This is a genomic window from Streptomyces sp. NPDC001493 (assembly GCF_053597235.1).
Genome location: NZ_JBSFHV010000001.1, coordinates 605243 through 630279, shown reverse-complemented (window position 1 = coordinate 630279; position 25037 = coordinate 605243). Strand labels below are relative to the sequence as shown.

Genomic DNA, 25037 nt, shown 5'->3' with positions numbered 1-25037 from the left:
CCTCACCGGGGCGCCTCGCCCCTCCACCACCCCGCACGCCCGGACGGGCGGCGGCTTACCATCGAGCATGATCGTTGAACATGAAAGCACCTTTCACGGGAGCGGGGCGCCGGGGACCGGAGGCACCGGTCCGGGCCGGAGCGCGCGGTCCGAGGAGACCGGAGCGCACGAAGGTCCGGCGGATGCGGAGCGGGTGGAGGTGCTCACCGCCCGGGACGTGCCCCTCGGCGGCCCCCGGGCGATGACGGTACGGCGCACCCTGCCGCAGCGGGCCCGCACACTCATCGGCGCCTGGTGCTTCATCGACCACTACGGCCCCGACGACGTCGCCGAGACGGGCGGGATGGACGTGGCACCCCATCCGCACACCGGACTGCAGACGGTCAGCTGGCTGTTCAGCGGGGAGATCGAGCACCGGGACAGCCTGGGCAGCCACGCCTACGTGCGCCCGGGTGAGCTCAACCTCATGACCGGCGGCCTGGGGATCAGCCACACCGAGGTCTCGACTCCCGCCACCACGGTCCTGCACGGCGTCCAGCTGTGGGTGGCGCTCCCGGAGGAGCACCGGCTCACCGGCCGTGACTTCCGCCACCACGCCCCCGGTGCGGTGCACGTGCCCGGCGCCGTCATCAGGGTGTTCCTCGGCTCGCTCGCCGGGGACACCTCTCCCGTACCGACGTTCACCCCGCTGCTCGGCGCCGAACTGGTCGTCGAACCCCGCGCGACCGTCACACTGGACACGGACGCCGCGTTCGAGCACGGTCTGCTCGTGGACCAGGGGAGCATCCGCATGGGCGAAACCCTGCTCAGCCCTGCCGAGTTGGGCTACGTCGGCCCCGGGAACGCCACACTGACCCTGACGAACGAATCGGACGCGCCCGCCCGGGCCGTGCTCGTGGGCGGCACGCCGTTCGAGGAGAAGATCGTCATGTGGTGGAACTTCGTGGGCCGCAGCCACGAGGACATCGTCGAGGCGCGCGAGGCGTGGGAGGCGGCGTCGAGCCGCTTCGGTCACGTGGACGGCTACCCCGGCGACCGCATCCCCGCCCCCTCGCTCCCGAACGCCGCCCTCTCGCCCCGAGGCAACCCGACCCGTACCGAAAGGAACACCATGAACCGGCCCGTCCCCACCCCGAGCGTCCAGCGCGTCGACGCCAGGCACCGCTACGAGATCCACGTCGACGGCGTCCGCGCGGGGCTGACCGCCTACCGCGACCGCGACGCACAGCGCGTCTTCTTCCACACCGAGATCGACGACGCGTTCGCCGGCCAGGGTCTGGCGTCCGTCCTCGTGGAGCAGGCGCTCAGCGACGTACGCGCCTCCGGCAAGCGGATCGTTCCGGTCTGCCCCTACGTGGCGAAGTTCCTCACGAAGCACACGGAGTTCGCCGACATCACCGACCCGGTCACCCCGGAGGTCCTGGAGTGGCTGGAGGCGGCCCGCTCGCACTGACACACGGTGCGACCCGGCCCCGGCCCGCGGGTGCTCGCGGACCGGGGCGGCGGCCGGTGCGCGTACGGCGTCAGGCCGGGCTCAGCTCGAACCAGTCGAAGGACGCGCTGCCCCGGGTCGCGTACATCCCGATGACCCGGCCGGTGAATCCGCCGGCGACCTCGGTGGTGAGGTAGCGGCCGTCCAGTTCGGCGAGGACCTCGAACTCCCCTTCCTCCGTCTCGTATCCGAGCCGCAGGGTGTCGGGGGCTCCGACACGGAGACCGGCGCCGGCCTGCGGGCCGGCGCTTCGGCCGGTGACGGTGGGCGGCAGGACGTCGGTGGTGGTCACGTCGATGCGCAGAGTCAACGGGCCTGCGGGTACGGCTCGTTCGGCGACCGCTTGACGGACCGGACCGATCCGGGCGACCGCGCGCACCATGTCGCCCTCCCGCTCCACCTGGTAGTGGTGCGCCTCGTCGAGCCGTACGGCGAGGCCGCCCCGCCCGCCCTCGGTGACATCGGTCCGGGTCCGCGCGACGCACTCCGGATCGCGCTGACGGCGTCCCACGAACACGGCGCCGGGCCGGTCCAGCGCGTCGGCACGGGAGTTCAGTACGAGGTGCCCGGGCTTCGCGCCGAGGTCGACGTCCTCCGGGTCACGGCGGCGCAGGGTCACCCAGCGAGGGGCGAGGGCGGGCGTGTCGAAGTCGTCGCGGTCCGGCTCCTGCGGCCACGGGTGCGGGGACAACTCGGGCCCCTGCGCTTGGAGTTCGACGGGTCCCGGCAGGGGCCAGCCGTCCTCCCAGCGGACCGGAGTCAGGAAGGTCTCGCGCCCCATCCCGTGGAAGCCGGGCGTGTCGCCCCGGGGGCGCGTGCCGAGCAGCACCATCCACCAACTGCCGTCGTGGGCCTGCACGATGTCGCCGTGGCCGGTGTTCTGCACCGGGTGGTCCGTACTGCGGTGGGAGAGGACGGGGTTGTCGGGGTGCGGCTCGAAGGGGCCGGGCAGCGTACGGGCGCGGGCCACCGAGAGGGCGTGCCCGCGCTCCGTCCCGCCCTCGGAGAGCAGCAGGTACCACCAGTCGCCGACGTGGTAGAGGTGCGGGCCTTCGGGGTACTGCAGTCCGGTCCCCGACCACATCTCCACGGGTTCGCCGAGCAGTTCGCCCGTCTCCGGGTCGATGCGCACCCCTTTGATCCCGTGGTGCGAGAACAGGCACCAGCAGGTGCCCTCCTCGTCCCAGGCCAGGTCGGGGTCGATGCCGGGAATCTTGACGGATACGGGGTCCGACCAGGGACCGGCGGGGTCCTCGGCCGTCACCAGCACGGTGCCGGCGCCGCCGACCACGGTCGTGATCATCCAGAAGCGCCCGCCGTGGTGGCGCAGGGTGGGCGCGTACACGCCGGACGAGGAGGCCACGGCGTCGGAAAGCTCCAACTGCTCCGGGCGGTCCAGGGCGTGGCCGATCAACCGCCAGTGCGTGAGGTCGCGGCTGTGCCAGAGCGGCACCCCTGGTACGTACTCGAAACTGGACGTCGCCAGGTAGTAGTCCTCGCCCGCGCGGCAGATGCTCGGGTCCGGGCTGAAGCCGGGTATCACGGGGTTGTCGAAGTGCGCCATGTCCATCCTCGGGTCGGGCCGTCGTGCGCGTCCTGCCAGGTCGTGGGGGGTGGGGGTCGGGACGTGCGGGTGTCGCACCTGCATGGTGCCCCAGGCCGTCGGTCTGCCCGCACCCGGCCTCCCTCCCCCCGCCGGCCCCGGTGAACGGGTGCCGGCGGGGGGGCCGTCCCGTAGGACGGGGCCAGGGTCAGCCGCCGATGTTGCTCTGCGGGCCGGCGTACTCCTTCAGCAGGGCGGGCACGTCCTTCGCCGCGTCCAGGGTGTACGCGTAGTAGCTGCTCGGGGTGAAGGTCGTCCCGTTCGTCACCTGCTTGCCGGTGCAGTTGACCATGACGCTGCCCGACTGGGTCAGGGACGCCGCCGTGGTGTCGATGTTGAAGGGGTTGGCGACGTTCTCGAAGTAGCTGTTCTCGATGACCGTCTTCGAGGCGCCCCGGGACAGGTTGCCGTAGGACGTGACGTTCTGGAGGTAGTTGTTGTAGAGATGGGCGAGGGCCACGTTGTCGATGCTGGGGTTGCGCTGGTTGGTGTCGTGGATCCAGTTGTGGTGGATGGTCATCCGGGCGGTGACGTTGTCGGTCCACCCGATGCCGAGGGCCTTGTTCTCGGTGCCCATGACGTTCCAGGAGATGGTGAGGTAGCTGGTGTCCTTGCGGCTGTCGATGAGGCCGTCGTTCATCCGCTCGATGCGGTTGTGGTCGATCCAGATGTGGTCGGCCGTGTCCATCTGGATGCCGTCGTAGTCGTAGACCTTGTCGTCCGGGTCGTCGTCGGTCATCTGCGCGTCGCGGATGGTGAGGTTGCGGATGATGACGTTGTGGACGCCGGTGCCCAGGAAGAACCCGCCGTGCACGATCTCCCCCTTGGTGCCGGTGCCGACGATCGTCTTGTCGGAGGTCACCGGGATCTCGTGGCCGTAGGGGTCCACGGTGATCGCGGCGGCCACCTTGATGACGTACGGGCTGGTGGAGGTGGCGTACTTGACCAGGTCGGCGTAGGTGGTCACGGTGACGGTGGAGCCGGCCGCGCCGCCGGTGGTGCCGCCACCGGTGGAAGCGAAGCCGTCCGCCTTGTCCGACCAGGTCCGTCCGGTCGTGACGGGCTTGAAGGCCCACTGCTTGTTGGTGTTGGCGGTGCAGGTCTCCTGGATGATCGCGGTGCCGTTCGTGGTCGACGCGCCCTCGTCACTGATGCACAGACCACTGTTGACATTCACGATCTGGAACGTCCCCGAACCACTCGCCACCAGCGTCCACGCCTGGTTCGTCTGACCCGCGCAGCTGTACTGCTGCAACCGCGTCCCACTCACCGTCGAATAGTCCGGCACGTCAATGCACTTGCCGCTGTGCACGTTCACCAGCCGGTACGTCCCCGAACCCGCCGAATCCAGTCGGAACTCCTGCCAGTCCGAGTCCGCCGTGCACCCCCACTGCTGCAGCAGCGCGCCGTTCGCCGTCGAAGCCGCCGGCACGTCGATGCACTTACCGCTCTTCGTCACCGCCAGCTGGTACACCCCGCCCGTCGCCGGCAACGTCGCGGCCACGGCCGGCGACACCGCGCCACCCACCACCACCGCACACACCGCGAGCACGAACGCCGCGATCAGCGCACCGAACCTGGTGCCACTCCTGTTGAACATGGTTCCCTCTTCTCTCTTACCGGGAAAGGACGTTGTGGACCGGATCAGCGGACGGGGTTCCAGCCGTCGGTGCCCGCGAGGTACTTCTGCGGGGTGTAGGTGGCCGCCTGGGCGTCGGTGAGCTGCGGCCGGTTGGCGTTCACCGTGGCCCCGGCACCGGTGTTGCGGTACTCACGGAACCGGGCGTTCTGCCAGGTGCTGGTGGACATGTTCGTCCACGGCTGGGCGGTGGCGATCGCCGCCGAGAGCGTGCACTCGCGGTAGAGGACCTGGGCGTCCTGGCGCCACGGGCGGCCGAGTTGGGTGGTGTTGTTCACCGTGCTCGTGACGGTGGACCGGTAGAAGAGGAAGCCGTAGGCACGCTCGGCGGGGGTGCTGGCGGCGGTGATGGGTCCGCCGGTGGTCCGCTTCTCGTGGATCCGGCTGTTGTCGAAGACCGCGACGCCACCGCCGTAGATGAAGTCCACCGTGCCTTCGACGTACGAATTCCACACGTAGACGCGGGCGTTGTTGTTGACCAGGAAGGTGTCCTGGTCGCCGAGGAGACGCACGTCGTCCAGCAGGGCCCGGTCGGCGTCCAGGTAGAGCGCGAGCGCCTGGTCACCGGTGTCGGAGCTGTTCTCGTCGAAGTCGTTCGACATCGTCAGGTTGGTCGCGGTGAAGTCGTGGCCGAGGGCGACCACGGTGGCGCTGCCCGAGGTGCCGTAGTCACCCGCGTTGCGGTTGCCGACGATCACCACGTCGTCGGGGGAATCGCCGGTGCCCTGGAGCGTGATGTAGGGCTTGGTGGCGGGGATGGTCACGGCCTGCCGGTAGGTGCCCGGCTTGATCGTGATGACGACCCGGCTCGCGTTGCCCGTCCCCACCGCGTCGATGGCCGCCTGCACGGTGGTGTACGTGCCGGTTCCGTCGGCCGCGACGGTGTTGTGCGTGGTGGAGACAGGCTTGAAGGCCCACTGCTTGTTGGTGTTGGCGGTGCAGGTCTCCTGGATGATCGCGGTGCCGTTGGTCGTCGACGCGCCCTCGTCACTGACGCAGAGACCGCTGTTGACGTTGATGATCTGGAACGTCCCCGAACCGCTCGCCACCAGCGTCCACGCCTGGTTCGTCTGACCGGCACAGCTGTACTGCTGCAACCGCGTCCCCGACACCGTCGAATAGTCCGGCACGTCAATGCACTTGCCGGAGCTCACGTTCACCAGCCGGTACGTCCCCGAACCCGCGGCCGTCAGCGTGAAGTTCTGCCAGGGCGAATCCGCCGTGCACCCCCACTGCTGCAACAACGCCCCATTCGCCGCCGAAGCCGCCGGTACATCGATGCACTTACCGCTCTTCGTCACCGCCAGCTGGTACACCCCGCCCGTCGCCGGCAACGTCGCGGCCGCGGCCGGCGACACCGCGCCACCCACCACCACCGCACACACCGCGAGCACGAACGCCGCGATCAGCGCACCGAACCTGGATGCTCTTCGGCGGTGCCGGTGCCCGTCGGCCGGGCCGGGTCGTGCTGTGGGATCTCGCCTCATGCGCATACTCCTTCGTGCGGCTCGTACGGCAGCGGGTCCGTCGCCCGGGTGCCGGCCGCGGCCGGAGGAGCCGCAGCGACCTGGTAGATGCGTGGGGCGGAGGGGGATAACAGAAATCTCGCGGAAACTTTCCGGGAAAGAGCGGAGCTTCTCGCCCCACGCCCGGACTGACCGCCTTCCCGGCACGAGGGGCCGACCGGTGGACGTTGTCCGCACCGGACAACGCGTGACATCTCAACGCACCTTCCCCACATGCCCGTTCGCGCACAGGCCAGGTCTCCGGACCGTCCGCACGACGTCTCGTAATGGATCTTTACAGCCCCCCGCCGCTGTGCCACGATGCGGGCTCTTGGCATGATCGATCGGATGAATGACCGGTGGAGCAGAGACCATGACGGAGCGCCGGACCGACCCCGAGGAAGACGTCGCAGCCCTCGCGCACGCCGCACGGGACGGCGACCGGCAGGCGACGGAACGACTGGTCGCCCTGCATCTGCCGCTGGTCCACGGAATCGTCGGCCGGGCCCTGAACGGGCACGCCGATGCCGACGACCTCGTGCAGGAGACCATGCTGCGGATCGTCCGCGGTCTGCCGAAGCTGCGCGAGCCCGAACGGTTCCGCTCGTGGGCGGTGGCCATCGCGTACCGCGAGATCCAGCAGCACCAACGGCGTTCGGCGGGCCGGTACGCGACCCGCCGAGACGTCGAGAGCGTGCCCGACCCTCTACCCGATTTCGCCGAACGCACCGTCGCCGAGCTCGCGTTGACCGGCCAGCGGCGCCAACTCGCGCGCGCGGCGCGCTGGCTCGAACCCCCCGACCGGCAGGTGCTCGCCCTCTACTGGGAGGAGGCGTCGGGCCGTCTCACCCGGACCGAAGTCGCCGCCTCCCTCGGTCTCGACCGCCGGCACACGGCCGTGCGGGTCCAGCGGATGAAGGACCGGCTGGAAGCGGCCCGCATCCTGGTGCACGCCCTGGCGGCCACCCCGCGCTGCGCCGGTCTGCTGTCCGAGGCGAAGGAGTGGGACGGGACGAGCAGCGCCCTGTGGCGCAAGCGCCTCACCCGTCATGTGCGGGACTGCCCGCAGTGCCGGGCGCACGGGAGCGGTCTGGTCCCTCCGGAGAACCTGCTGCCCGGCATCGGGCTCGTCGCCGTGCCGGCGGTGCTGCTGGTCTGGCTGCGGGAGACCGTCGCCTCCGCCGTGGCCACCGCCCCCACCGTGCCGGCCAAGGCGGGCGGGCTGTTCTCCCTGGCGGGTTCCAAGGCGAAAGCGGCAGCCGTGGTGGCCGCGACGGGGATCGCCGCCGGGACCCTGGGCCTCCTGCTGTGGCAGTCACCGGCCTCCCCGCCGCCGGCCTCCTCCGCGCCCCCGGCGCCCGCCCGGACCCGTACCGTGCCCTCCCCGTCCTCGGGCAACGACGTCGCCGCGCTGAGCCTCTACGTCGCCCCGGACGGGTCGGACAGCGGCGACGGAAGCCTCGCGCACCCGTTCGCCACGCTCGGAAAGGCGGTCGGTCTGGTGAAGCCGGGCGGGACCGTCCTCATGCGGGGCGGCACCTACCGCCCCACCGAAGCGGTGGACATCACCACCGACGCCGACGCCGAGCACCGCATCACCCTCGCCAACTACCCGGGCGAACGCCCGGTCGTGGACGCGTCCGGCATCTCCCGGGGCGCCTGGGCCATCACCCAGACCGCGGACTACTGGACCGTACGGGGACTGGAGATCCGCGGCTCCATCAGCCACGCGTACGTCTGCCGGGGCTGCGCCCACACGGTTTTCCAGTCGCTCTCCCTCCACGACAACGCCGAGTCCGGTCTGACCCTGCGCGACGGCGGAACCGAGTCCAACTCCGTGCTCGACAGCGACTTCTACGCCAATCGCGGCGCCGACGGCCGCAGTGGTGTCGGTCTCGCGATCAAGTTCGGCTCCGGAGCGGGCAACCTCGTGAAGGGCTGCCGTACGTACGACAACGCCGACGAGGGCGTGGACCTGGGCGGGTTCACCAGCCCGGTGACCGTGGAGAGCAACTGGTCCTTCGGTAACGGCAACGGCTTCACCCTCGGCGGCGGCAACACCCGGGCCGCCGTCGCCCACGTCGTACGGAACAACGCGGCCTGGGAGAACACCGGCCTGGGATTTACCGACGAGGGGAACCCCGGCCGGATCTCGCTGACCCACAACACCGCCTACCGCAACGGCGTGGACGGCTTCCACCTCACCACCGCGGCGGCCCTGGCCGACGCCAATGTGGCGGCGGCGAACGGTCGGGACGTCGCACTGGGCGACGGTGTCCGGTCCACCGGCAACAGCTGGGACGGCGGCGGGACCGCGCGGTTCGCCTCGACCGACCCGGACCCGGCACGTGCTCCCCGCACCGCGGACGGCGCGCTTCCCCGGATCGCGTTCCTCGCCCCGCGTGCCGGGACCGGCGCGGCGACGGGAGCGACGATGACCGTCACGTGACCGGTGGCCCGGCTCCGCGCGGAACGGGGCGCCGCCGGAGCTCCACGTCTCGGAGCCGCCGGGTACCCCGGGGGGTGGGGGGCGTACACGCACATGGGGTCTGCGCGAGGCCGGTGGCGGCGCCGGGCGATGGTCAGCGGATCAGAAGGGTGCCGGGCCGCTTCCGTCGAGCGAGGCGCTTCCGCTTTCGGCGTCCATGTCGATCCGGGCCGTGGCCCGGCGGCCGTCCGGCAGGTGGATCTCGACGCCCCCACTCTGCACCGCCGGCCAGAAACGCGTCTGCAGGCCGTCGGCACGGACGGTGCCCGACCAGCGCCCGGAACCGCTGTCGCGCTCGGCCCGCAGTGCGGCCATCACGGGGGTCCGCTCGGCACCGATCACGAGCGTGGCAGGTCCTTCATAGATGTCGGTCATGGGTCCAGCGTGCCCGGCACGGCGAGATCGACGCGCGTCCGGCGGCCGCCACTCGTGCGGCCGAGGACGGATGACCCGCCGGTGCGTGGAGAAAGGCGCGCGAGCCGTTCTCCACGCACCGGCGTCCTCCTCAGCATCCCCGGCCCCGATCGCTCCATGCGCACCGTCCCTCGCACGGCGAAGCATCCGGGGTCGGAGCGGCGCACTTTTCGGCGTGCGGGCGCGCAAAGCACCCCTTGGTCACCGGGCGCGCTCCCCCACGGCCTCCCGGCCGCGGTCGCAGCGGCCCAGCATGCGCCCCCGTCCGATGGGGCCGAAGCTTGCGTGGGCGCGGACGACGCGCCCGTACGGGCCGCCGGAAGCCGGTGGTCCAAGGAGGTCCGATGACCAGGAAAGACAGGAAAAACGGCGGGAAGGGCAAGCTCTCCCGGGGCGACGACGTCACCTGGAAGAGCCACGGGCAGGAGGTCGAGGGTTCCGTCACGCGGCGGATCGACCGCAGCACCGAGGCGGCCGGACGCACCGTGAAGGCCTCGAAGGACGACCCCCAGTACGAGGTCGAGAGCGACGGGACCGGCAGGACCGCGGTGCACAAGCCCGGTGCGCTGCGCAAGAAGGGCGGGGGATCGTGAGCGGCGACGGGAAGGGCGACCGCCGGAGTGTGCATCTGGCGCGCCTGATCTCCGCGCACCCCTGCCCGGCCCCCTGACCCTCGGCACCGGGGCCGGGGAGATCCGGCGGCCACCGCTGCGGGTCGCCCGGCGCGTTCACCCGTACGGCGGAGGCCGGGAGGTACCGATCGGACCGGGTGGCCGTACCCGCCCGTCCGACCCGTGCGGGCGCACGCGGCCCGGCAGCCGCCCCGTCCGCCGGCCGCGCGGGGCGCCGGGCGCCGGGCGCCGGATTGGCGACCGGGGCGAAAGCCTTGTCCGGCCCGGCGTTGTTTAGTGGAGCTGTTCCCGGAAACGCGGATCATCGTCCCCCGCGCGAGCACGCCGGCCGGGTTCCGTCACATCGGCCGGACCGGCGCGGACCGTGGCACGGGGCCGACGAGACGGAAAGGTGAGAGCCATGCCTGCTGGATCCAGCAAGAAGCGCGAACGCCAGTACGAACACATCAAGGAGAGCCAGCAGGAGCGGGGCACCTCCGAATCACGCGCCGAGGAGATCGCCGCCCGGACGGTGAACAAGCAGCGGGCCCGGGCCGGCGAGTCGAAGACGGCGAGCAAGACGTCCACGCGGGACAGCAAGTCCGCGTACCAGCGCGGTGGCGAGCACTCCCATCGAGGAGCGCAGGGTCCGACCCGGGACCAGCTGTACGCGGAGGCCAGGAAGAAGAACATCGACGGTCGCTCCTCCATGACCAAGGAGCAGCTGCGGAAGGCCCTGGGCCGCTGAACTCACCGGACCACCCGGCGGCACCCGCTCACCCGTGGCCCCCGGCGCGAGCCGGACGGGCCGGGCAAGGTGGCCGGGTGCGTCGATGCCCACCACACGAACGCAAGGAGCGACACCGATGCCGGAGCAGGCACGCGGCGACGACGTCTACCAGCCGCAGGACGACGGCCAGGATCCGCCCAACGACGAGCTCGACATGGAGGACGCGCTCGGCGAACGGACCCTGGACGACCAGATGGAAGAGGGCTACTCCCCTCCCGAACGCCCGCTGGCGGTGGACAAGTACGGCACGACGGGGGCCGAGGAACGTCGCGGCGAATCACTGGACCAGCGACTCGCCCAGGAAGTCGACGACGTCGAACCGCCGGACGGCGACGGTATCGGCGACCTCACCGAGGGTGAGGGCGAGCCGGAGGCCGGGATCGAGGGCGGGTCACGGGCCGGCCGTCTCAGCCCGGCCGACGACCCGACCGGCCGGCACACGGACGTCTTCGCCGAAGACGTCGGCGTCGACGGCGGGGCCGCATCGGCCGAAGAGGCCGCCGTGCACGTGGTCGACGAGGAGGACGGCGGCGGAGGCCGCTGACCGGCCGGGCGGGACACGTCATGGACCGTGCGCCTGCGGCCGGACACTTCCAGGATCCGGAGCTCGTCCGCAGGTGTGGCCGCCGTTCTGCGGGGTCGCCACGGGCGCGGTTGAATCGAGGCTGGGGCTACGGGACCCGGCCCGGCCCGCGGCCCCGGCGAGACCGACGGAACGCAGGGCCTGCACAACGCGAGGGGCCAACACGACGCGCAGGGCCACGAATCACGGGGCCCACGAGGCAGATGGGCCGATGCGGCGCGGAGGTGTCCCACCGCGACGGAACGCGCGCCCGCGCAGGGTTCGTACACCGGCTGCTGAGGCGCCGGCACCGGGCTCACCGACCCGAGGAGCATCATGGCTGTCCGTCATCACCTCATCGACCGGCCACCGGCCGCGGTGTGGGACGTGCTGGAGGACCCGGCCCTCTACGGGGAGTGGGTGGTGGGGACCGACCGGTCCCGGCCGGAGTCGGGCGTGTGGCCGGAGGAGGGGTCCTCGATCACCTACGTCCTGCGCGTCGGGCCGAAGGAGGTCACCGGCCGCACGGTGGTACGTCGCGTCGACAGGCCCGGCGCGCTGGAGCTGGAGGCGAGCGGCGGTCCACTGGGATCGGCGCGCATCGTCTTCGACATCCGCCCGTGGGGCGACAAGACCCTCGTCATCGTCGACGAGCACCCGCTGAGGGGCCTGGGAGCCACTCTGCACAACGCGCTGCTGGACGCGGTGCTCCAGATCCGCCACCGCAGCATGCTGGCGCGGCTCGCCCGGCTGGTCGAGGAGAAGTCCCGCCCACCGGCCTGACGGCCTCGGCGGCATGGCGCGGCACGACGGCACAGCAATGCACAGCACGGCGGCATCGCACCGAAAGGCGGCACCATGGTCGACGCGGTGGTCATCGGAAGCGGGCCCAACGGCCTGGTCGCGGCCAACGTACTGGCCGACGCGGGCTGGAGCGTCGAGGTCCTGGAGGAGCAGCCCGAACCCGGTGGCGCGGTCCGCAGTGACCGGGAGGTCCATCCCGATTACGTCAGTGACATGTTCAGTTCGTTCTACCCGCTCGCGGCGGCCTCCCCCGTGCTGTCCGCACTGGACCTGGACCGGGAGGGGCTGCGTTGGAGCCACGCGCCGCACGTGCTCGCCCATCCGCTGCTCGACGGCCGCTGCGCGGTGCTGGACCGCGACCGGACGGTGACGGCCGATGCCCTGGACGGCTTCGCGCCCGGGGACGGAGAGGGCTGGCTCGGCCTCTGCCACATCTGGGACCGGCTCGGGAACGACATCGTCAAGGCCCTCTTCGCACCCTTTCCCCCCATCCTCGCCGGAAGCATGCTGGCGGCACGGCTCCGGGCTGCGGGCGGGCTGCGGCTCGCCCGCAGTCTCGTGCTGCCGGTACGCAGGCTGGGGGACGAGGAGTTCCTCGGCGAGGGGGGCAAACTGCTGCTGGCCGGCTGCGCGTTGCACGCTGATCTGGCGCCCGAGGCGGCCGGCAGTGGCGGTTTCGGCTGGCTGATGGCGATGCTCGGGCAGGCCTACGGCTTTCCCGTACCGGTCGGAGGCGCCGGGGCCCTGACCGAGGCGCTGGTGCGACGGCTGCGGTCGCGCGGCGGCATCCTGCGGTGCGGGCAGCGGGTCACCGAGGTGGTCGTGCGGCAGGGTCGCGCCGTGGGCGTCCGTACGGCCTCCGGGGAGGGCGTTCCCGCCCGGCGGGCGGTGCTCGCGGACGTGTCGGCGCCCAGCCTGTACACATCGCTGGTTCCGGCGGAACACCTGCCGGCGCGGATCCTCGACGACATGCGGCGGTTCGAGTGGGACTTCGCCACGTTCAAGGTGGACTGGGCGCTGGACGGACCGGTTCCGTGGAGCGCACCGGCCGCCGCCGGGACCGGCACGGTGCATCTGGCGGAGGGCGTGGATGAGCTGACCCGGTGGGCGGCGCAGATCGCCCGGGGTCTGATTCCCGACCGCCCGTTCCTCCTCTGTGGGCAGATGACCACCGCGGACGCGACTCGTTCGCCGCTGGGAACGGAGTCGGCGTGGGCCTACACGCACGTGCCGCACCGGGTGAAGGCTGACGCCGGGACGGACGGACTCACGGGCGAATGGGCGCCCGGAGAGCGGGAGTTGATGGCTGACCGGGTGGAGCGGCAGGTGGAGCGGTATGCCCCCGGGTTCCGCGACCGCGTCCGCGCCCGTCGGGTTCTGTCGCCGGGCGCGCTCGAAGCGGCGGACGGCAATCTCCGCAACGGCGCGATCAATGGCGGAACGGCCTCGATGCACCAGCAGTTGGTGTTCCGGCCGGTGCCGGGCACGGGCCGCCCCGAGACGCCGGTGAAACGGCTGTACCTGGCCTCCGCGTCCGCCCATCCGGGCGGCGGGGTGCACGGCGCCCCCGGGGCCAACGCGGCCCGGGCCGCGCTCCGTTCGGGGCGCGGCGGCGGCGCCGCACTGTCCGTCGCACAGCGTCTGCTTGCCCACCGCGGCCGGACGGGCGAAGTCGGCCGCCGGGCACCGTAACGTCACGGCGCCCGCCCACCGCCGTTCGGCCGCGCCCACCTCGCACCCCAGGTCAGCTTTGCCGTGAACTGGATCAAATGGGGTTACTCCAGGGGTGGTTACTTGCGCGCACCATGGACAACTCCCCGCCCCGGCACTACCTTCACCGATTGTTTGACAACGATGTCACGCAAACTGACAACGATGTCACACCACAGTCGCCCCCTCCCCCAAGGAGCAGTGATCGCCGATGGTGTCCCGAAGAACTCTTCTGCAGGCGGGCGGAGCAGCTCTCGCGGCCGGCGGTCCCGGGATCTTCTTCTCCCCTCGGGCCGGCGCGGCGGAAAACCGTGCCACGGCGCGGCTGTTGCCGTCGTTCGGCCGCCCCGCCCGGCTCGATGTCGCCGACGTCGGCTCCCTCGACGGAAACGACCAGCTGCTTCTGACGACCCTTCAGGGTGTGGTCAACCGCCGTAGTCCGCGCCTCTATTTCAACTTCGACAGCAGTGGGGTCGACTCCCGCTGGCTCCCGGGCACCGGCGCCCGGGTCACCCGCCACGACCGCGCGCTGGATCTGGTCGCCCGCTACCGGGGCGAGATACGCGGCGCGGTCCTGCACGACCCCGGCGTACCGGACTCCGTGAACGTGGCGACCACCCTGGCCGGCCTGGAGAACGCTGTCGCCGCCACCGCCGAACAGGCCCGTGCGTACGGTCTGAAGACCGTGGCCGATCTGCGCGGCCGTTTCGACGCGGACGACGTACTCGCCACGTACCGATGGCAGTTGGAGCATCTCTTCCCGCGCTGCACCCACACGCTGCTGGCCGGGCTGCCGCCGACCCGGACGGTGCAGACCGCTCAGGTGAACTGGCGCGAGATCGCACGGGAGGCCGAGCGCGTCCGTGATTCGTCGAACCGGCAGGTCCGCACCTTCGACGTGAGTGCGGAACTCTCCGGCGGGGACGGCGTCTACCTGCGCTTCCAGGACTCGTTCGGCGACGACGGATGGGGCGCTTCGGTCGGTTCGGTCGTGGTGAAGGCGGACGGCCAGGTGATCGCCTCCTTCGCGCCCGGTACGGAGGCCGAGGCGCCGTTCCTCTTCGACGGCTCCAACTCCTCCATGGGCGGGGACGCCAACCGGTTCTCCGACGGCGGCGGTTACTTCATCTACCACTTCACTCCGCCGCCCGGCACCCGGCAGCTCCTGGTCGAGGCCGACGTGTGGAACCAGTACCTGGTGTCCGCGACCGCCACCTCGCCCACCCGGGTCGAACCGTTCCCGTACTTCCGGGACTACGCCGTCGCGAGCAGGGCCATGGTCGTCTGGCTGCCTCCGTCGGGCGAGACGGGCGCACTCCTCGACGAGGTCTTCAGCCGGGTCGAGCCCACCACCCCGTACGCCGGCTGGTTCTCGAACGACGTGGCGGGCGAGTGGGGCGGAGTCGACCGGGCTTCCCAGCACGGCATCGAGGTGGTGCCCGCGGACTTCTTCATGAACGGCACCGTGCACGCCGGAGTGTCCGCGAAGATCTCGGACAAGGTCCGTACGAGGCCGAAGGCCAAGCTCGCCAACCGCGTCTACCTCACCCTCACCTTCGGCGAGGGTGACAACGTCCAGTACTGCCAGCGCCACATGCGCACGATCTGGGACGACCCCGCGCGGGGCAGCGTGCCGCTCAACTGGACGGTCAGCCCACTGCTCGCGGACATCGGCCCCGCCCTGCTGGCGTACTACCAGAACACCGCCACCGCCAACGACCTGCTCATCTCCGGTCCCTCCGGCGCCGGTTACACCTATCCGGGCTCCTGGCCCGCCGACGCCCTGGACGCCTACACCGAACTCACCGGGCGATTCCTGCGGCGGACCGGTATGGACCTGGTGTACGCGTACAACCAGCGCAGCACGACGGACGACGGCTGGATGCCGTTCGACGAGCGGATAGCCGGCTCCTACCGGCGGAACACCCCGCTGCGCGGCGTCGTCCAGTCCTGGGAGACCGGGGACCTGCAGACCCGGCCGGCCGGCCTACCGGTGATCGGCAACTTCTTCCCGCAGGGGAAGGCCGCGGAGTACCGGGACGGGCTGCTGAAGCACATCGAGGGCTGGGACGGTACCGCTCCCCTGTTCGTCGCGGGCGCGATCAATGCGTGGAGCTGGACGCCGAGTGATGCCGCCGAACTCGTCGCGCTGCTCGGCCCGCCGTTCGAAGTGGTGCGCGGCGACACCTTCTTCGACCTGATGGACCGGGCGGGCCGATGAAGCGGGCGGAGCGCGGCTCCCGGCACTGATGCGGGGCTGCGCGCCCGGCGGTTACGGGGGCTCTGCCGTCACCGTGCGGTGATGGCAGGGCCCCCGTGGAAACCGCGGTGGTTCAGCCGGTGCGGGCCGCCGTGCGTGCGGTGATCCGCAGGAACAGCAGGGCGGCGATCGCCAGCACCGTCCCCAGGCCGTACACGAGGGTCGCCCCGTGCGGGAGCGTGATTCCGCCGAGCACGGTGCCGAGGCCGATGCCGAGGTAGATCCCGGAGGAGTTGAGGGAGACCACCAACGGCGCTTCCTGCGGGGCGACTTCGATGAGCCGGTGCTGTTGGGCGGGGGTCTGGCACCAGCTGCTCGCCCCCCAGAGCAGGACGAGTACTCCGACCAGGAGGACCAGCGTGACGTGCGTGGCGGCGACCCAGGTGAGCAGGCCGAGGGCGAGCACCATGCCGATGTATCCAGTGGTCAGGACCCGGACGGCGCCCCAGCGGTCGGTGGCGTACCCGGACGCCAGGTTGCCGAGGACGGCGCCCAGTCCGTACAGGAAGAGCATCCACAGGTCCGTGCTGTCGGGCACCCGCACCGCCCGCAGGACCGGAACGCTGTAGGCGTAGGCGGTGTAGGCGGCGCCCATGCCGAGCACGGTGAGCGGCAGTACGGCGAGGACGGCGGGCCGGCGCAGCACGGTGAGCCGGGTGCGCAGCGGCACGCGTACGTTGCCCGGCAGAGGCGGCATGATGAGGCGCACACCGAGGGCGAAGAGCAGGCACAGCCCGGCTACGACGGACAGGGCGGTCCGCCAGCCCAGCCAGTGTCCGGCCAGGTTGCCCAGCGGTACTCCCAGCGCGGTCGCGGCGGTCAGGCCTCCGATGACCACGGCCATGGCCCGGGCCCGGAGTTCGGGTCGTACGAGCGCGGCGCTCACCGCCCCGGCGGTCGGCGTGTAGGCCGCCGCGCCGGCTGCGGCGACGGTCCGGCTGACGAGCAGTACGGCCAGATTCGGTGCCAGCGCCGACCCCACGTTGGCCAGGCCGAGCGTGATCAGCGCGGCGACCAGCAGGGCCCGGCGGGGCAGTCGGGCGGTCGCCGTGGCGAGGACGGGCGAGAGGACGGCGTAGGCCGCCGCGAACACGGTGACGGACTGTCCGGCTGCGGTCGACGACACATGCAGCTCGTCGGCCATCGAGGGCAGGAACCCGGCGACGACGAAGGCGTCCGTGCCGACGGCGAGGGTGCCCAGGGCCAGTACCAGGGTGGACGACAGTCCGCTCCCTCCCGCCGATGTTCGGCCGTCGGCGGATCGGCGACCGGATAAAATCGAGACACTGGACATCCAGATTCCCCTCACGTGTGTGTTCGTTCCACAGCCTGCCGCGCGGTCGGCCGCCCGATGCCGGCGTCGGACGACCGTCACTCGCGCCGGCCGCCCGATCTTCGCGTCAGCCGCCGATGCGGTCGTAGTGGCGTCGGGCGCGTTCGGCGGCGGAGGGCGGCGCGGCGGCCATCATGTCCGCCAGCGTCTGCGCGGCGAGCTCACGGCGCCAGGCCAGCTCGGCCCGGAGCATCGCGCCGGCGATGCCGCACGGCTGCTGGAACTCCCGCACCGGGGTCTCCGCTCCCGCTCCGCGCTGCCGGATCTCGGTGCACTGGAAAAGGTCGTCCGGACCGTCGACGGCGGCGACGACGTCCATGAGCGTGATCCGCTCGGGCCGCCGGGCCAGCCGGAACCCGCCCCGGGGTCCCGGGGTGGAGGTGAGGATGCCTGCCCGCTTCAGTGCCTGCAACTGCTTGTTGAGATAGGCCGGTGGCAGATCGAACCAGACCGCGAGCCTCGCCGTCGACACCGCCTCGGCGTCCCCGAGCCATGCCAACGTCAGGCAGCAGTGCAGCCCCCACTCGACTCCCGCGCTCATCCGCATGACCAGGACATTACATGTCCAGGTTTCCGGTGGCGAGGAGTCTCGGGAAACACGTCATATGCGGTGCGCCGGGGGCAGGTTCAGCAACTCACCGGAAGGCTGGGCCGGCCCGGCATGCGCGCCGGATGCGCACACGCCGGGTCGGTCACCGGGTCCGGGCCCGGGGTGGTGTCAGCCCAGGCTCCACTTCTGGTTGGCGCCACCGTTGCAGTCCCACAGTTCCAGCGCGGTCCCGTTGAGGTTCCCCGCGGGTTTGTCGCCGCCCGTGACGTCGAGGCAGAGGCCCGACTGGGTGCCGGTGACGGTCCCGTCGGGGTTGAGCGTCCATTGCTGGTTGGCTCCGCCGTTGCAGGTCCAGAGCTGCACCGCGGTGCCCGGTGCGGTCTGGTTGTCGTCGGCGTCGACGCACGCCGATCCGCCGTAGAGGCGCAACTCACCGGCCGCGGTGAGCGTCACGGCCTGGTTGCCTCCCCCGTGGCAGTCCCAGATCTCGATCCTGGTTCCGGGCTCCGTCCCTCCGGCTTCCACGTCGAGGCAGCGCTGGGAGGAGGCGCCGATCAGTGGATGAGTCGTACCGGTGCTGCTGCCGGCGCCGACGGAGACCCGGTACATCACCGTGCCGTGGGCGGGCACCGCCGCGCTGATCGTGCCGCTCGTCGAGGAGACCGCCTTGGACCACAGGTTGGCGAGCCGGTAGGAGGACCCGGCAGGCAGACCCGCGGCGGCCGCGGTGGTGCTGACGGTGGCGGCGGAACCGTTCTCGTTGGTGAGGGTGACCGCACGGTCGCCGTTGGCCAACTGCTTGGACATCACGACGAGCCCGCCGGAGGAGGAGACGACGGCGCCCTGCTTGCCCAGGGGGTCCTGGTCGACGGCGATGACGTCGGTGTTCTTGAGGATGGAGAGCGACGCCGGGTTCGCGGTGCGGACGTCGGTGCCGATGAGCAGGGGCGCCGCCATCTGCGCCCAGAGGCTGAAGTGGGTGCGGTACTCGGTGTCGGTCATCCCGCCGTTGCCGACCTCCAGCATGTCCGGGTCGTTCCAGGCGCCGGGCTTGGCGTACTGCGCCAGTGGCTGGTTCTCGTGGGCGATCCCGATCATGGAGGACCACGAGTCGTTGATGTCACCGGTGGTGCGCCAGGAGTTGCCGAGGGACGGCGCCCAGTTCCAGGGCTGGTTGGATCCCCACTCGCAGATGCTGTAGAGGATCGGGCGGCCGGTGGCCTTCAGCGCGTCACCCATCGCCTTGTACCGGGTCTGCGCGTCGACGCCGGTGTTGTTGCAGTTGTCGTACTTGAGGTAGTCCACGCCCCAGGAGGCCCACAGGTCGGCGTCCTGCCGCTCGTGGCCGAGGCCGCCGGGGAATCCGTTGTTCGCACAGGTCTTGGTGCCGGCGCTGGAGTAGAGGCCGAACTTCAGCCCTTTGGAGTGCACGTAGTCCGCGACGGCCTTGATGCCGTTCGGGAAGCGCACCGGGTCGGGGACCAGGTTGCCGGCCGCGTCCCGCGAGGGCAGCGCCCAGCAGTCGTCGAGGTTGACGTAGGTGTAGCCGGCGGCCTTGAGGCCTGTGGAGACGAAGGCGTCGGCGACACCCTTGACCATCGCCTCGTCGAACTGCGCTCCGCAGCCCGTGGTGTTCCAGTTGTTGAAGCCCATCTGCGGGGTGCGGGCCAGGCCGTTCTCCAGCGCCGCCGCCTCCGGAGCGGCGGCTACGGCGGCGAGTTGCGCGCCGGCCGTGACTCCCGAGGTCACCACGGCGGCCCCGGTCAGACCTCCGAGGGCGAGCGTGAAGGAGGCGGCCGAGGCGGCTAAGCGGTGTCTGAAACTGTGTCGTTCACCGGACATGTGCGGCTCCTGAGGGGGTAATTGACGCACAACTCAACAAGGACAAACGGAATCGCCCACATCACATCGCTGTTACATGCACATGTCAATAGACAGCTCGGAGATGTGGTCCGCGACGAGCACGATCCGTATCCGTCCGCCGATGGCCCGGCCGGCCCGGCTCACGGTGAACAGCGTCTTGCCGCTCACCGCGGCCGCGAGGCCCACCGGAATGTCCGCGTCGGCGATCTGCCGTCAGTGGAGTGACCCGGCTGTCCGGCTTCAGAAACGCCGCCGTTCCGTCGCGAGTGAGGAGGTCGTCGGCCCGTACGACGACTCCCGGGACGGGACGTGCTCCGTCTGCGTGATGACGCATGGGACTCCTTGCCGAGGACGCGGCGGCGCGCGGAAGGAGCACGGATACCAGGGCTGCCCGCCATCTGCGTCAGCGCCGATCGGGCAGGGGCAGCCCGGCCTCGGATCCACGGGGTTTCGGAGAACGCGTTCCTTCTCCCGGCTCCGGTCGTCACAGCTCGTGGAGCGGGTTCCGGCACGACTTGCCTGGCCATGCCCTGTCAAGCAGAAGCAGTGCACTGTCGGACAAGTGCCGTGCGCTGTCGGACAAGTGCCGCCCTCACCGGCGCCCAGCACCGTTTCGGTACCGCACGAAAGGTGTTCGTCCCGCCACAAGTTCTGCCTGTGGTTCTGCCTGGAGACCCGATGGGCCCGCTGGTTGGCTCTTCCGTGCGGGCAGGAACCGGCCCTCGACGGAGCGGAGCCGGTCGCGCTCCGGCGAAGCCTCTGCCCGCCGACGATGCGCCGGACCCGCCGATCGCCGGGCGCCGCGCCTTTCGGAAACGCGGTCATCCGTCGACGTCCCTGCGCCACTTCCCCGAAAAGAGAAGCAACTTGAGCCTGGTTTTGACGACCGCCTCCGTACCGGACGGGGACAAGGTCGCCTACTGGAACGCCGCGGTGAACAGGACCCTGGTGCCGATGACCGTCACCCCGCGCGGTGACGGGCCCTTCGACGCCCGGATGACCACGCGCCGCCTCGCGTGTCTCCAGGTCTCCACCATGGAGGCCGACGCGGCGGATGTCCGGCGCACTCCTGCGCTCATCGCCCGCTCGTCCGAGGCGCTCATGTCCGTCAGTCTCCAGATATCGGGGACCGCCACACTCGTACAGGACGGCCGGCGGGCCGAGGTGGGTGAGGGAGACCTGGTTGTGTGCGACCGGAGCCGGCCGTACTCCTTCGCCTATCCGGAGCGGTTCGCCACCCACATCTTCCAGTTGCCCCGAAGCGTACTGGGCCTGCCGGACAGCGACATCAGGCAGGTCACGGGCCGAGCCATCGGCACCGAGGACGGCTTCGGCGCGTTCCTGCGGCCCTTCCTGTCCACACTGGCCTCCTCGGCGGACGTCTGTCCGCCGGCCGTCGCGGACCGGCTTGCCGGTTACCTCGTCGAGATGTTCGCCACTTTGATCGCCGAGGCGGTCCCCCCGGACGCCGCCGGTGCGGAATCGGCCCGCAGCGACCTGCGGCGGCGCGTCCGTGCGTACATCAACAAGAACCTGGGTGACCCGGACCTGTCGCCGGAGAGCATCGCCCGGGCGCACCACTTCTCAGTCCGGTACATCCATCGGCTGTTCGAGGGCGAGGGGACCACGGTCGGGCGGCTCGTCCTGAAGCGCCGTCTGGAGGAGTGCCACCGGGAGCTGTCCCGTCGCGGCGGGACGGCCCTCACCGTCTCCGCCGTGGCCCAGCGGTGGGGTTTCGTCAGTCCCTCCCACTTCAGCCGGGCCTTCCGCGCCGCCTACGGCGTCTCTCCCCGGGAGTGGCGCAGCCTGCGCACCGCGCAGGGTGACGTCGGACGCCCTCCGGCGGACTCTCCGGTCCCTCCGTTCGCGCCGGCCGATCGGAAACTGGCGGGCCTCTCACCGTCCGGGGGGTGAAGGTCCCCGGCTTGGTGCCACTGGGCCGCGACCCCGCGGTACCCGGGCAGTCGTCGCACCGCTGCTCTCCCCCCACGTTTCACGGCTGCATCCGGTGCGTCAGCCGCCCCTCCCTTTTCTGGACCCTCTTGGTAGGAGACCGTGTGACCGGCCCTGTCCCTCCGCCCTTCCGGAAGCCGGTCCTCGACCGCTCCACCCGGGCGTTCGTGGAGCGGTACGCGTGCCCGCCGTCCGCGCACGCCCCCGCCCTGGAGGCGGCCCGGCAGGACCTCGCCCGTCTGCAGGACGGGGGACAGACTCCCGGCGAACAGGACACCTGCTCGGAGTGGTTCGCCCTGCCGGGCGGTCCGACGGGCCACGTACGGGTACAGGTGGTCAAGCCGGCCGGGAGCATCGGCGACATCCCCGTGGTGCTCTTCCTCCACGGGCTGGGCTGGGCGCTGGGCGACGCCGTCACCCATGAGCGGCTGGTGCGCGCGTTCGTCCTCGGGACGGACGCGGCCGTGGTCTTCGTCGAGTACGAGCGTGCCCCCGAGGCGCGATATCCGGTCGCCGTCGAACAGTGCTACGCGGTCGCACGGTGGATCACCGAGCACGGTGGCGAGATCGGTCTGGACGGGAACCGTATGGCCGCGGTGGGTGACAATGCGGGCGGCAATCTGGTGGCCGCGCTGACCCTGCTCGCCAAGGAGCGCGGCGGAGTGCGGCTGCGGCAGCAGGTGCTGCTCTGCCCCATCACCGACGCCGACTTCGACACCCCCTCGTACCGGCGGTTCGCCACCGGCTATTTCCTCGGCCGCGAGACCATGCGCTGGTTCTGGGACCAGTACCTCCCGGACGCCCGGCACCGGAGCGAGGCCACCGCGTCGCCTCTGCGGGCCACCTCGGAGCAGCTGACCGGACTTCCCCCGGCCCTGGTGATCACCGGGGAGGCCGACGTGCTGCGCGACGAGGGCGAAGCCTACGCGGCCAGGCTCCGGGAGGCCGGAGTCGCGGTGGTCTCCATGCGGTACCACGGGACGGTCCACGGTTTCATGGTGCTCGATGCTCTCCGCCACACGGACGCCGCCCGCGCGGCGCTCGTGCAGGCCCTCGACACCGTGCACGTCGCCCTGCACCGGCACCGGGACTGATTCCGGCGCCGCTGGGCCGGTCGCACCGGCCCGGAGCCTCACCGGCGGCGGCATCGGCTCACGCGGCAGGCAGCGAATCCAGGTGCTTCTGCGCGGCCTGCACGTGCACGGGGTCGGCCACCTCGCCCAGGGCGACGACCTGGTGGAGGAAGGAGCGGGCTTCCTCGAACTCTCCCAGTTCGATCAATGCCTCCCCCAGACCCAGCAGCGTCATGCCCTCCAGGATGGTCTGACCGGTGCGGGTGGACTGGGCCACCGTGGCGCGGTAGAGGTCCGCGGCCTCGCGCCACCGTCCCAGGGCGGCGTAGTCGTGACCGAGAGCGCTGCTCGCGATGGCACGGTACGTGTCTGCGGCGTGCCCGCTCACCGGGCAGTCGGGTGCGTCGAGGAAGGCGATGACGCGCTCGTGCTGGACGACTGCCTCCTCGGCGCGGCCGAGGTCGCGCAAGCAGCCTCCGTACACGCCGATGGCCCCGATCCAGCCGTCGTTGTCGCCGGCTTCTTCGAAGAGGTCGACGGCGGCGCGCACCTTGTCGAAAGCCTCCTGGATCTCTCCGAACCGCCGGTGGGGAGTCACCGCGTACATCAGGGCCCAGGCCTGCTGGGCGGCGTCCTGGGCCCGGCGGGCGAACACCAGGGCTTCGTCGGCCCGTGCGATGGCGTCCCGGTCCCTGTTGTCGGAGATGCCCAGGGCCCAGGCGTGGTAGTTGAGGTGGACGGCCCGCAGGTACGGGTCGTCGATCACGGCAGCGGCTTCGCTCGACAGGCTGAAGACCTCGGACCAGTGACCCCAGACCCAGACGCCGCAGAACCACCCCATGGCGTCGGCGGTCTCCACGACCCGGGTGTGTTCGCCGCGCTGCGCCGCACTGCGCAACGCGGCGAGCCAGGCGGTGGCTTCGCTCTGGAGCCAGGCGCGGGCCTGCTCGGCGCTCTCCAGCGGGACCAGGCCCCGCCACGAGGACGGCGGCGCCCCGTGCTCGGGCTTGTACCAGTGGCCGGCGACGACCGCTGTCTCCAGCAGCCAGGTACGCAACCCGTCCTCGGCCACCGCCCGCTCGTCGGGCTTCTCCTCGCGGGTGAGGCGGGCACGGGCGAACAGGGTCAGGAGGTCGTGCAGTTGGTAGCGGCCGACGAAGGTGGCCTGGAGCAGGCCGGCCTCGACCAGTTCCTCCATCACGTCCTCGGCCTCGAAGATGCCGGTCGCGGTCAACGCGGCACCGTAGGCGGCGGTCATGTCGGGTCCCGGCACCAGGCTCAGCAACCGCAGCATCCGGGCGGCCTGTTCGGTCAGCTGCCGGTAGGACAGTTCGAACGCCGCCTCCACCCGGACGTCTCCGGCGACGAGCGCGCCCAGGCGGCGTTCCTCGTCGGCGAGGCGGCGGACCAGGTGGTCGACGCTCCACCCCGAGCGGACGGTCAGCCAGTTCCCCGCCACCCGCAGGGCCAACGGCAGATGTCCGCACAGCTCCGCCACCCGCGCCACGGCCCCGGTTTCCGCGTCGGCCCGCTCCTCGCCCAGGATCCGGCGCAGCAGTTCGACGGCCTCCGGCGGCGTCATCTCCGACAGCGCGAGCCGTTCGACGTCCTCCAGTCCGGTCAGCGGCCGCCGGCTCGTGACCAGCACCAGGCTCCGCCCGGTGGCGGGCAGCAGGGGCCGGACCTGGCCCTCGTCGCGGGCGTTGTCCAGCACCACCAGGCACCGCCGCTCGCCCAGCAGCGCCCGCAACAGGCCTGCCCGCCCCTGAGCGTTCTCCTGCGCCAGCTGCCGGTCCGTCACCCCCAGGGCCCTCAGCAACTTCAGCAACGCCTCGTCCGGGGCGACCGGGCCCTCCACCCCGTGGAGGTCGACCACGAAGCACCCGTCGGGGAACTCCCCCGCCAGATCCGCCGCCGCCTTCAGCGCCAGTGTCGTCTTCCCGCACCCCGGCGGGCCCGACACGACCGAGACCGACGCTCCCGCGCCGGCACCCGCGCGCGCCGCGGCCTCCTTCAACCGCACCAGTTCCGGGCCACGCCCGGTGAAGTCTCCCACGGACCGCGGCGGTACCAGCGTTCCCGTCGCCACCACCGGACGCGTCGGCCGCGCAGCCCGCGCCGCGACCAGCAACGTTTCCCGCTCCGCACCGTCCAGCCCCAGCCCTTCGGCCAGAGCCACCACCGTGCGCCGCTGCGGGACCCTGCTGCGACCCCGCTCCATGTCGCCGATCGCGCGGACGCTGACGCCCGACGCCTCGGCCAACTCCTCCATCGTCAGACGATTTTGCTGGCGCAGACCACGCAGCATCACGCCGAACAGCTCTGTTTCCGACACGACCCGCTCCCTGTTCTCCGCCCGGGGCAAGGGTACGACGTGTGCACGCCAT

The 25037-nt window shown here is 71.3% G+C and carries 19 protein-coding genes and 1 pseudogene; 11 read left to right on the top strand and 9 right to left on the bottom strand.

What is annotated here, in order from left to right; all coding sequences use genetic code 11:
- Window positions 1-67 precede the first annotated feature (67 nt).
- Together ACWCWD_RS02430 and ACWCWD_RS02425 are read left to right on the top strand one after the other, a co-directional pair.
- Window positions 68-1096: pseudogene (locus ACWCWD_RS02430) on the top strand (pirin family protein); the annotation flags it as partial.
- Window positions 1097-1111: 15 nt separating this feature from the next.
- A complete protein-coding gene (locus ACWCWD_RS02425) occupies window positions 1112-1453 on the top strand; it encodes a GNAT family N-acetyltransferase (protein ID WP_450769679.1) in 342 nt (113 codons plus the stop codon).
- Between the two features lie 70 nt (window positions 1454-1523).
- On the opposite strand, the gene ACWCWD_RS02420 is transcribed toward ACWCWD_RS02425, so the two are convergent.
- From ACWCWD_RS02420 to ACWCWD_RS02410, 3 genes are all read right to left on the bottom strand, one after another.
- The gene (locus tag ACWCWD_RS02420; protein ID WP_450769597.1) at window positions 1524-3056 is read right to left on the bottom strand and encodes a glycoside hydrolase family 43 protein; all 1533 of its coding nucleotides are present in this window, start codon (window positions 3054-3056) and stop codon (window positions 1524-1526) included.
- Between the two features lie 187 nt (window positions 3057-3243).
- Window positions 3244-4695: an RICIN domain-containing protein gene (locus ACWCWD_RS02415; RefSeq protein ID WP_450769595.1), complete on the bottom strand. Its 1452-nt coding sequence runs from the start codon at window positions 4693-4695 to the stop codon at window positions 3244-3246.
- 44 nt (window positions 4696-4739) lie between these two features.
- Window positions 4740-6221, bottom strand: a complete 1482-nt coding sequence (locus ACWCWD_RS02410; RefSeq protein WP_450769593.1) for a pectinesterase family protein — start codon at window positions 6219-6221, stop codon at window positions 4740-4742.
- 391 nt (window positions 6222-6612) lie between these two features.
- On the opposite strand from ACWCWD_RS02410, the gene ACWCWD_RS02405 reads away from it, so the two are divergent.
- On the top strand, window positions 6613-8688 hold the full coding sequence (locus ACWCWD_RS02405) for a sigma-70 family RNA polymerase sigma factor (RefSeq protein ID WP_450769592.1): 2076 nt from the start codon (window positions 6613-6615) through the stop codon (window positions 8686-8688).
- A gap of 141 nt (window positions 8689-8829) precedes the next feature.
- On the opposite strand, the gene ACWCWD_RS02400 is transcribed toward ACWCWD_RS02405, so the two are convergent.
- Complete coding sequence (locus ACWCWD_RS02400; protein WP_450769591.1) at window positions 8830-9102, bottom strand: DUF4873 domain-containing protein; 273 nt, start codon at window positions 9100-9102, stop codon at window positions 8830-8832.
- Window positions 9103-9485: 383 nt separating this feature from the next.
- Here ACWCWD_RS02400 and ACWCWD_RS02395 point away from each other — a divergent pair, with 383 nt between their 5' ends.
- The 6 genes from ACWCWD_RS02395 to ACWCWD_RS02370 all read left to right on the top strand — a co-directional run bounded on the left by ACWCWD_RS02395 (window position 9486) and on the right by ACWCWD_RS02370 (window position 15839).
- Window positions 9486-9734, top strand: a complete 249-nt coding sequence (locus ACWCWD_RS02395; protein WP_450769590.1) for a DUF2945 domain-containing protein — start codon at window positions 9486-9488, stop codon at window positions 9732-9734.
- Window positions 9735-10173: 439 nt separating this feature from the next.
- Entirely contained in the window at window positions 10174-10500 is a 327-nt protein-coding gene (locus tag ACWCWD_RS02390; protein ID WP_450769589.1) for a plasmid stabilization protein, read from the top strand.
- Window positions 10501-10618: 118 nt separating this feature from the next.
- On the top strand, window positions 10619-11086 hold the full coding sequence (locus ACWCWD_RS02385) for a DUF5709 domain-containing protein (protein WP_450769588.1): 468 nt from the start codon (window positions 10619-10621) through the stop codon (window positions 11084-11086).
- A gap of 354 nt (window positions 11087-11440) precedes the next feature.
- Window positions 11441-11887, top strand: coding sequence for an SRPBCC family protein (locus ACWCWD_RS02380; RefSeq protein ID WP_450769586.1), 447 nt, complete (start codon window positions 11441-11443; stop codon window positions 11885-11887).
- 75 nt (window positions 11888-11962) lie between these two features.
- Window positions 11963-13600, top strand: a complete 1638-nt coding sequence (locus ACWCWD_RS02375) for a phytoene desaturase family protein (RefSeq protein WP_450769584.1) — start codon at window positions 11963-11965, stop codon at window positions 13598-13600.
- Between the two features lie 229 nt (window positions 13601-13829).
- Complete coding sequence (locus ACWCWD_RS02370) at window positions 13830-15839, top strand: GxGYxYP domain-containing protein (RefSeq protein WP_450769582.1); 2010 nt, start codon at window positions 13830-13832, stop codon at window positions 15837-15839.
- Window positions 15840-15951: 112 nt separating this feature from the next.
- Here ACWCWD_RS02370 and ACWCWD_RS02365 read toward each other — a convergent pair whose 3' ends face one another.
- The 4 genes from ACWCWD_RS02365 to ACWCWD_RS02350 all read right to left on the bottom strand — a co-directional run bounded on the left by ACWCWD_RS02365 (window position 15952) and on the right by ACWCWD_RS02350 (window position 19810).
- Window positions 15952-17172 carry an MFS transporter gene (locus ACWCWD_RS02365; RefSeq protein WP_450769580.1) on the bottom strand — a complete coding sequence of 407 codons (1221 nt, stop codon included), beginning with the start codon at window positions 17170-17172 and terminating at the stop codon, window positions 15952-15954.
- A 106-nt stretch (window positions 17173-17278) separates the two neighbouring features.
- Window positions 17279-17758 (bottom strand): RrF2 family transcriptional regulator, encoded by a 480-nt coding sequence (locus tag ACWCWD_RS02360; RefSeq protein WP_450769578.1) that lies wholly within the window; start codon window positions 17756-17758, stop codon window positions 17279-17281.
- Window positions 17759-17929: 171 nt separating this feature from the next.
- Entirely contained in the window at window positions 17930-19603 is a 1674-nt protein-coding gene (locus tag ACWCWD_RS02355) for a glycoside hydrolase family 27 protein (RefSeq protein WP_450769576.1), read from the bottom strand.
- A gap of 72 nt (window positions 19604-19675) precedes the next feature.
- A complete protein-coding gene (locus ACWCWD_RS02350; RefSeq protein ID WP_450769575.1) occupies window positions 19676-19810 on the bottom strand; it encodes a hypothetical protein in 135 nt (44 codons plus the stop codon).
- Between the two features lie 681 nt (window positions 19811-20491).
- Here ACWCWD_RS02350 and ACWCWD_RS02345 point away from each other — a divergent pair.
- Both ACWCWD_RS02345 and ACWCWD_RS02340 read left to right on the top strand, forming a co-directional pair.
- Window positions 20492-21538: an AraC-like ligand-binding domain-containing protein gene (locus ACWCWD_RS02345; protein WP_450769573.1), complete on the top strand. Its 1047-nt coding sequence runs from the start codon at window positions 20492-20494 to the stop codon at window positions 21536-21538.
- Window positions 21539-21681: 143 nt separating this feature from the next.
- On the top strand, window positions 21682-22671 hold the full coding sequence (locus tag ACWCWD_RS02340) for an alpha/beta hydrolase (protein WP_450769572.1): 990 nt from the start codon (window positions 21682-21684) through the stop codon (window positions 22669-22671).
- A 58-nt stretch (window positions 22672-22729) separates the two neighbouring features.
- On the opposite strand, the gene ACWCWD_RS02335 is transcribed toward ACWCWD_RS02340, so the two are convergent.
- Window positions 22730-24985: a helix-turn-helix domain-containing protein gene (locus tag ACWCWD_RS02335; RefSeq protein ID WP_450769571.1), complete on the bottom strand. Its 2256-nt coding sequence runs from the start codon at window positions 24983-24985 to the stop codon at window positions 22730-22732.
- Window positions 24986-25037 lie beyond the last annotated feature (52 nt).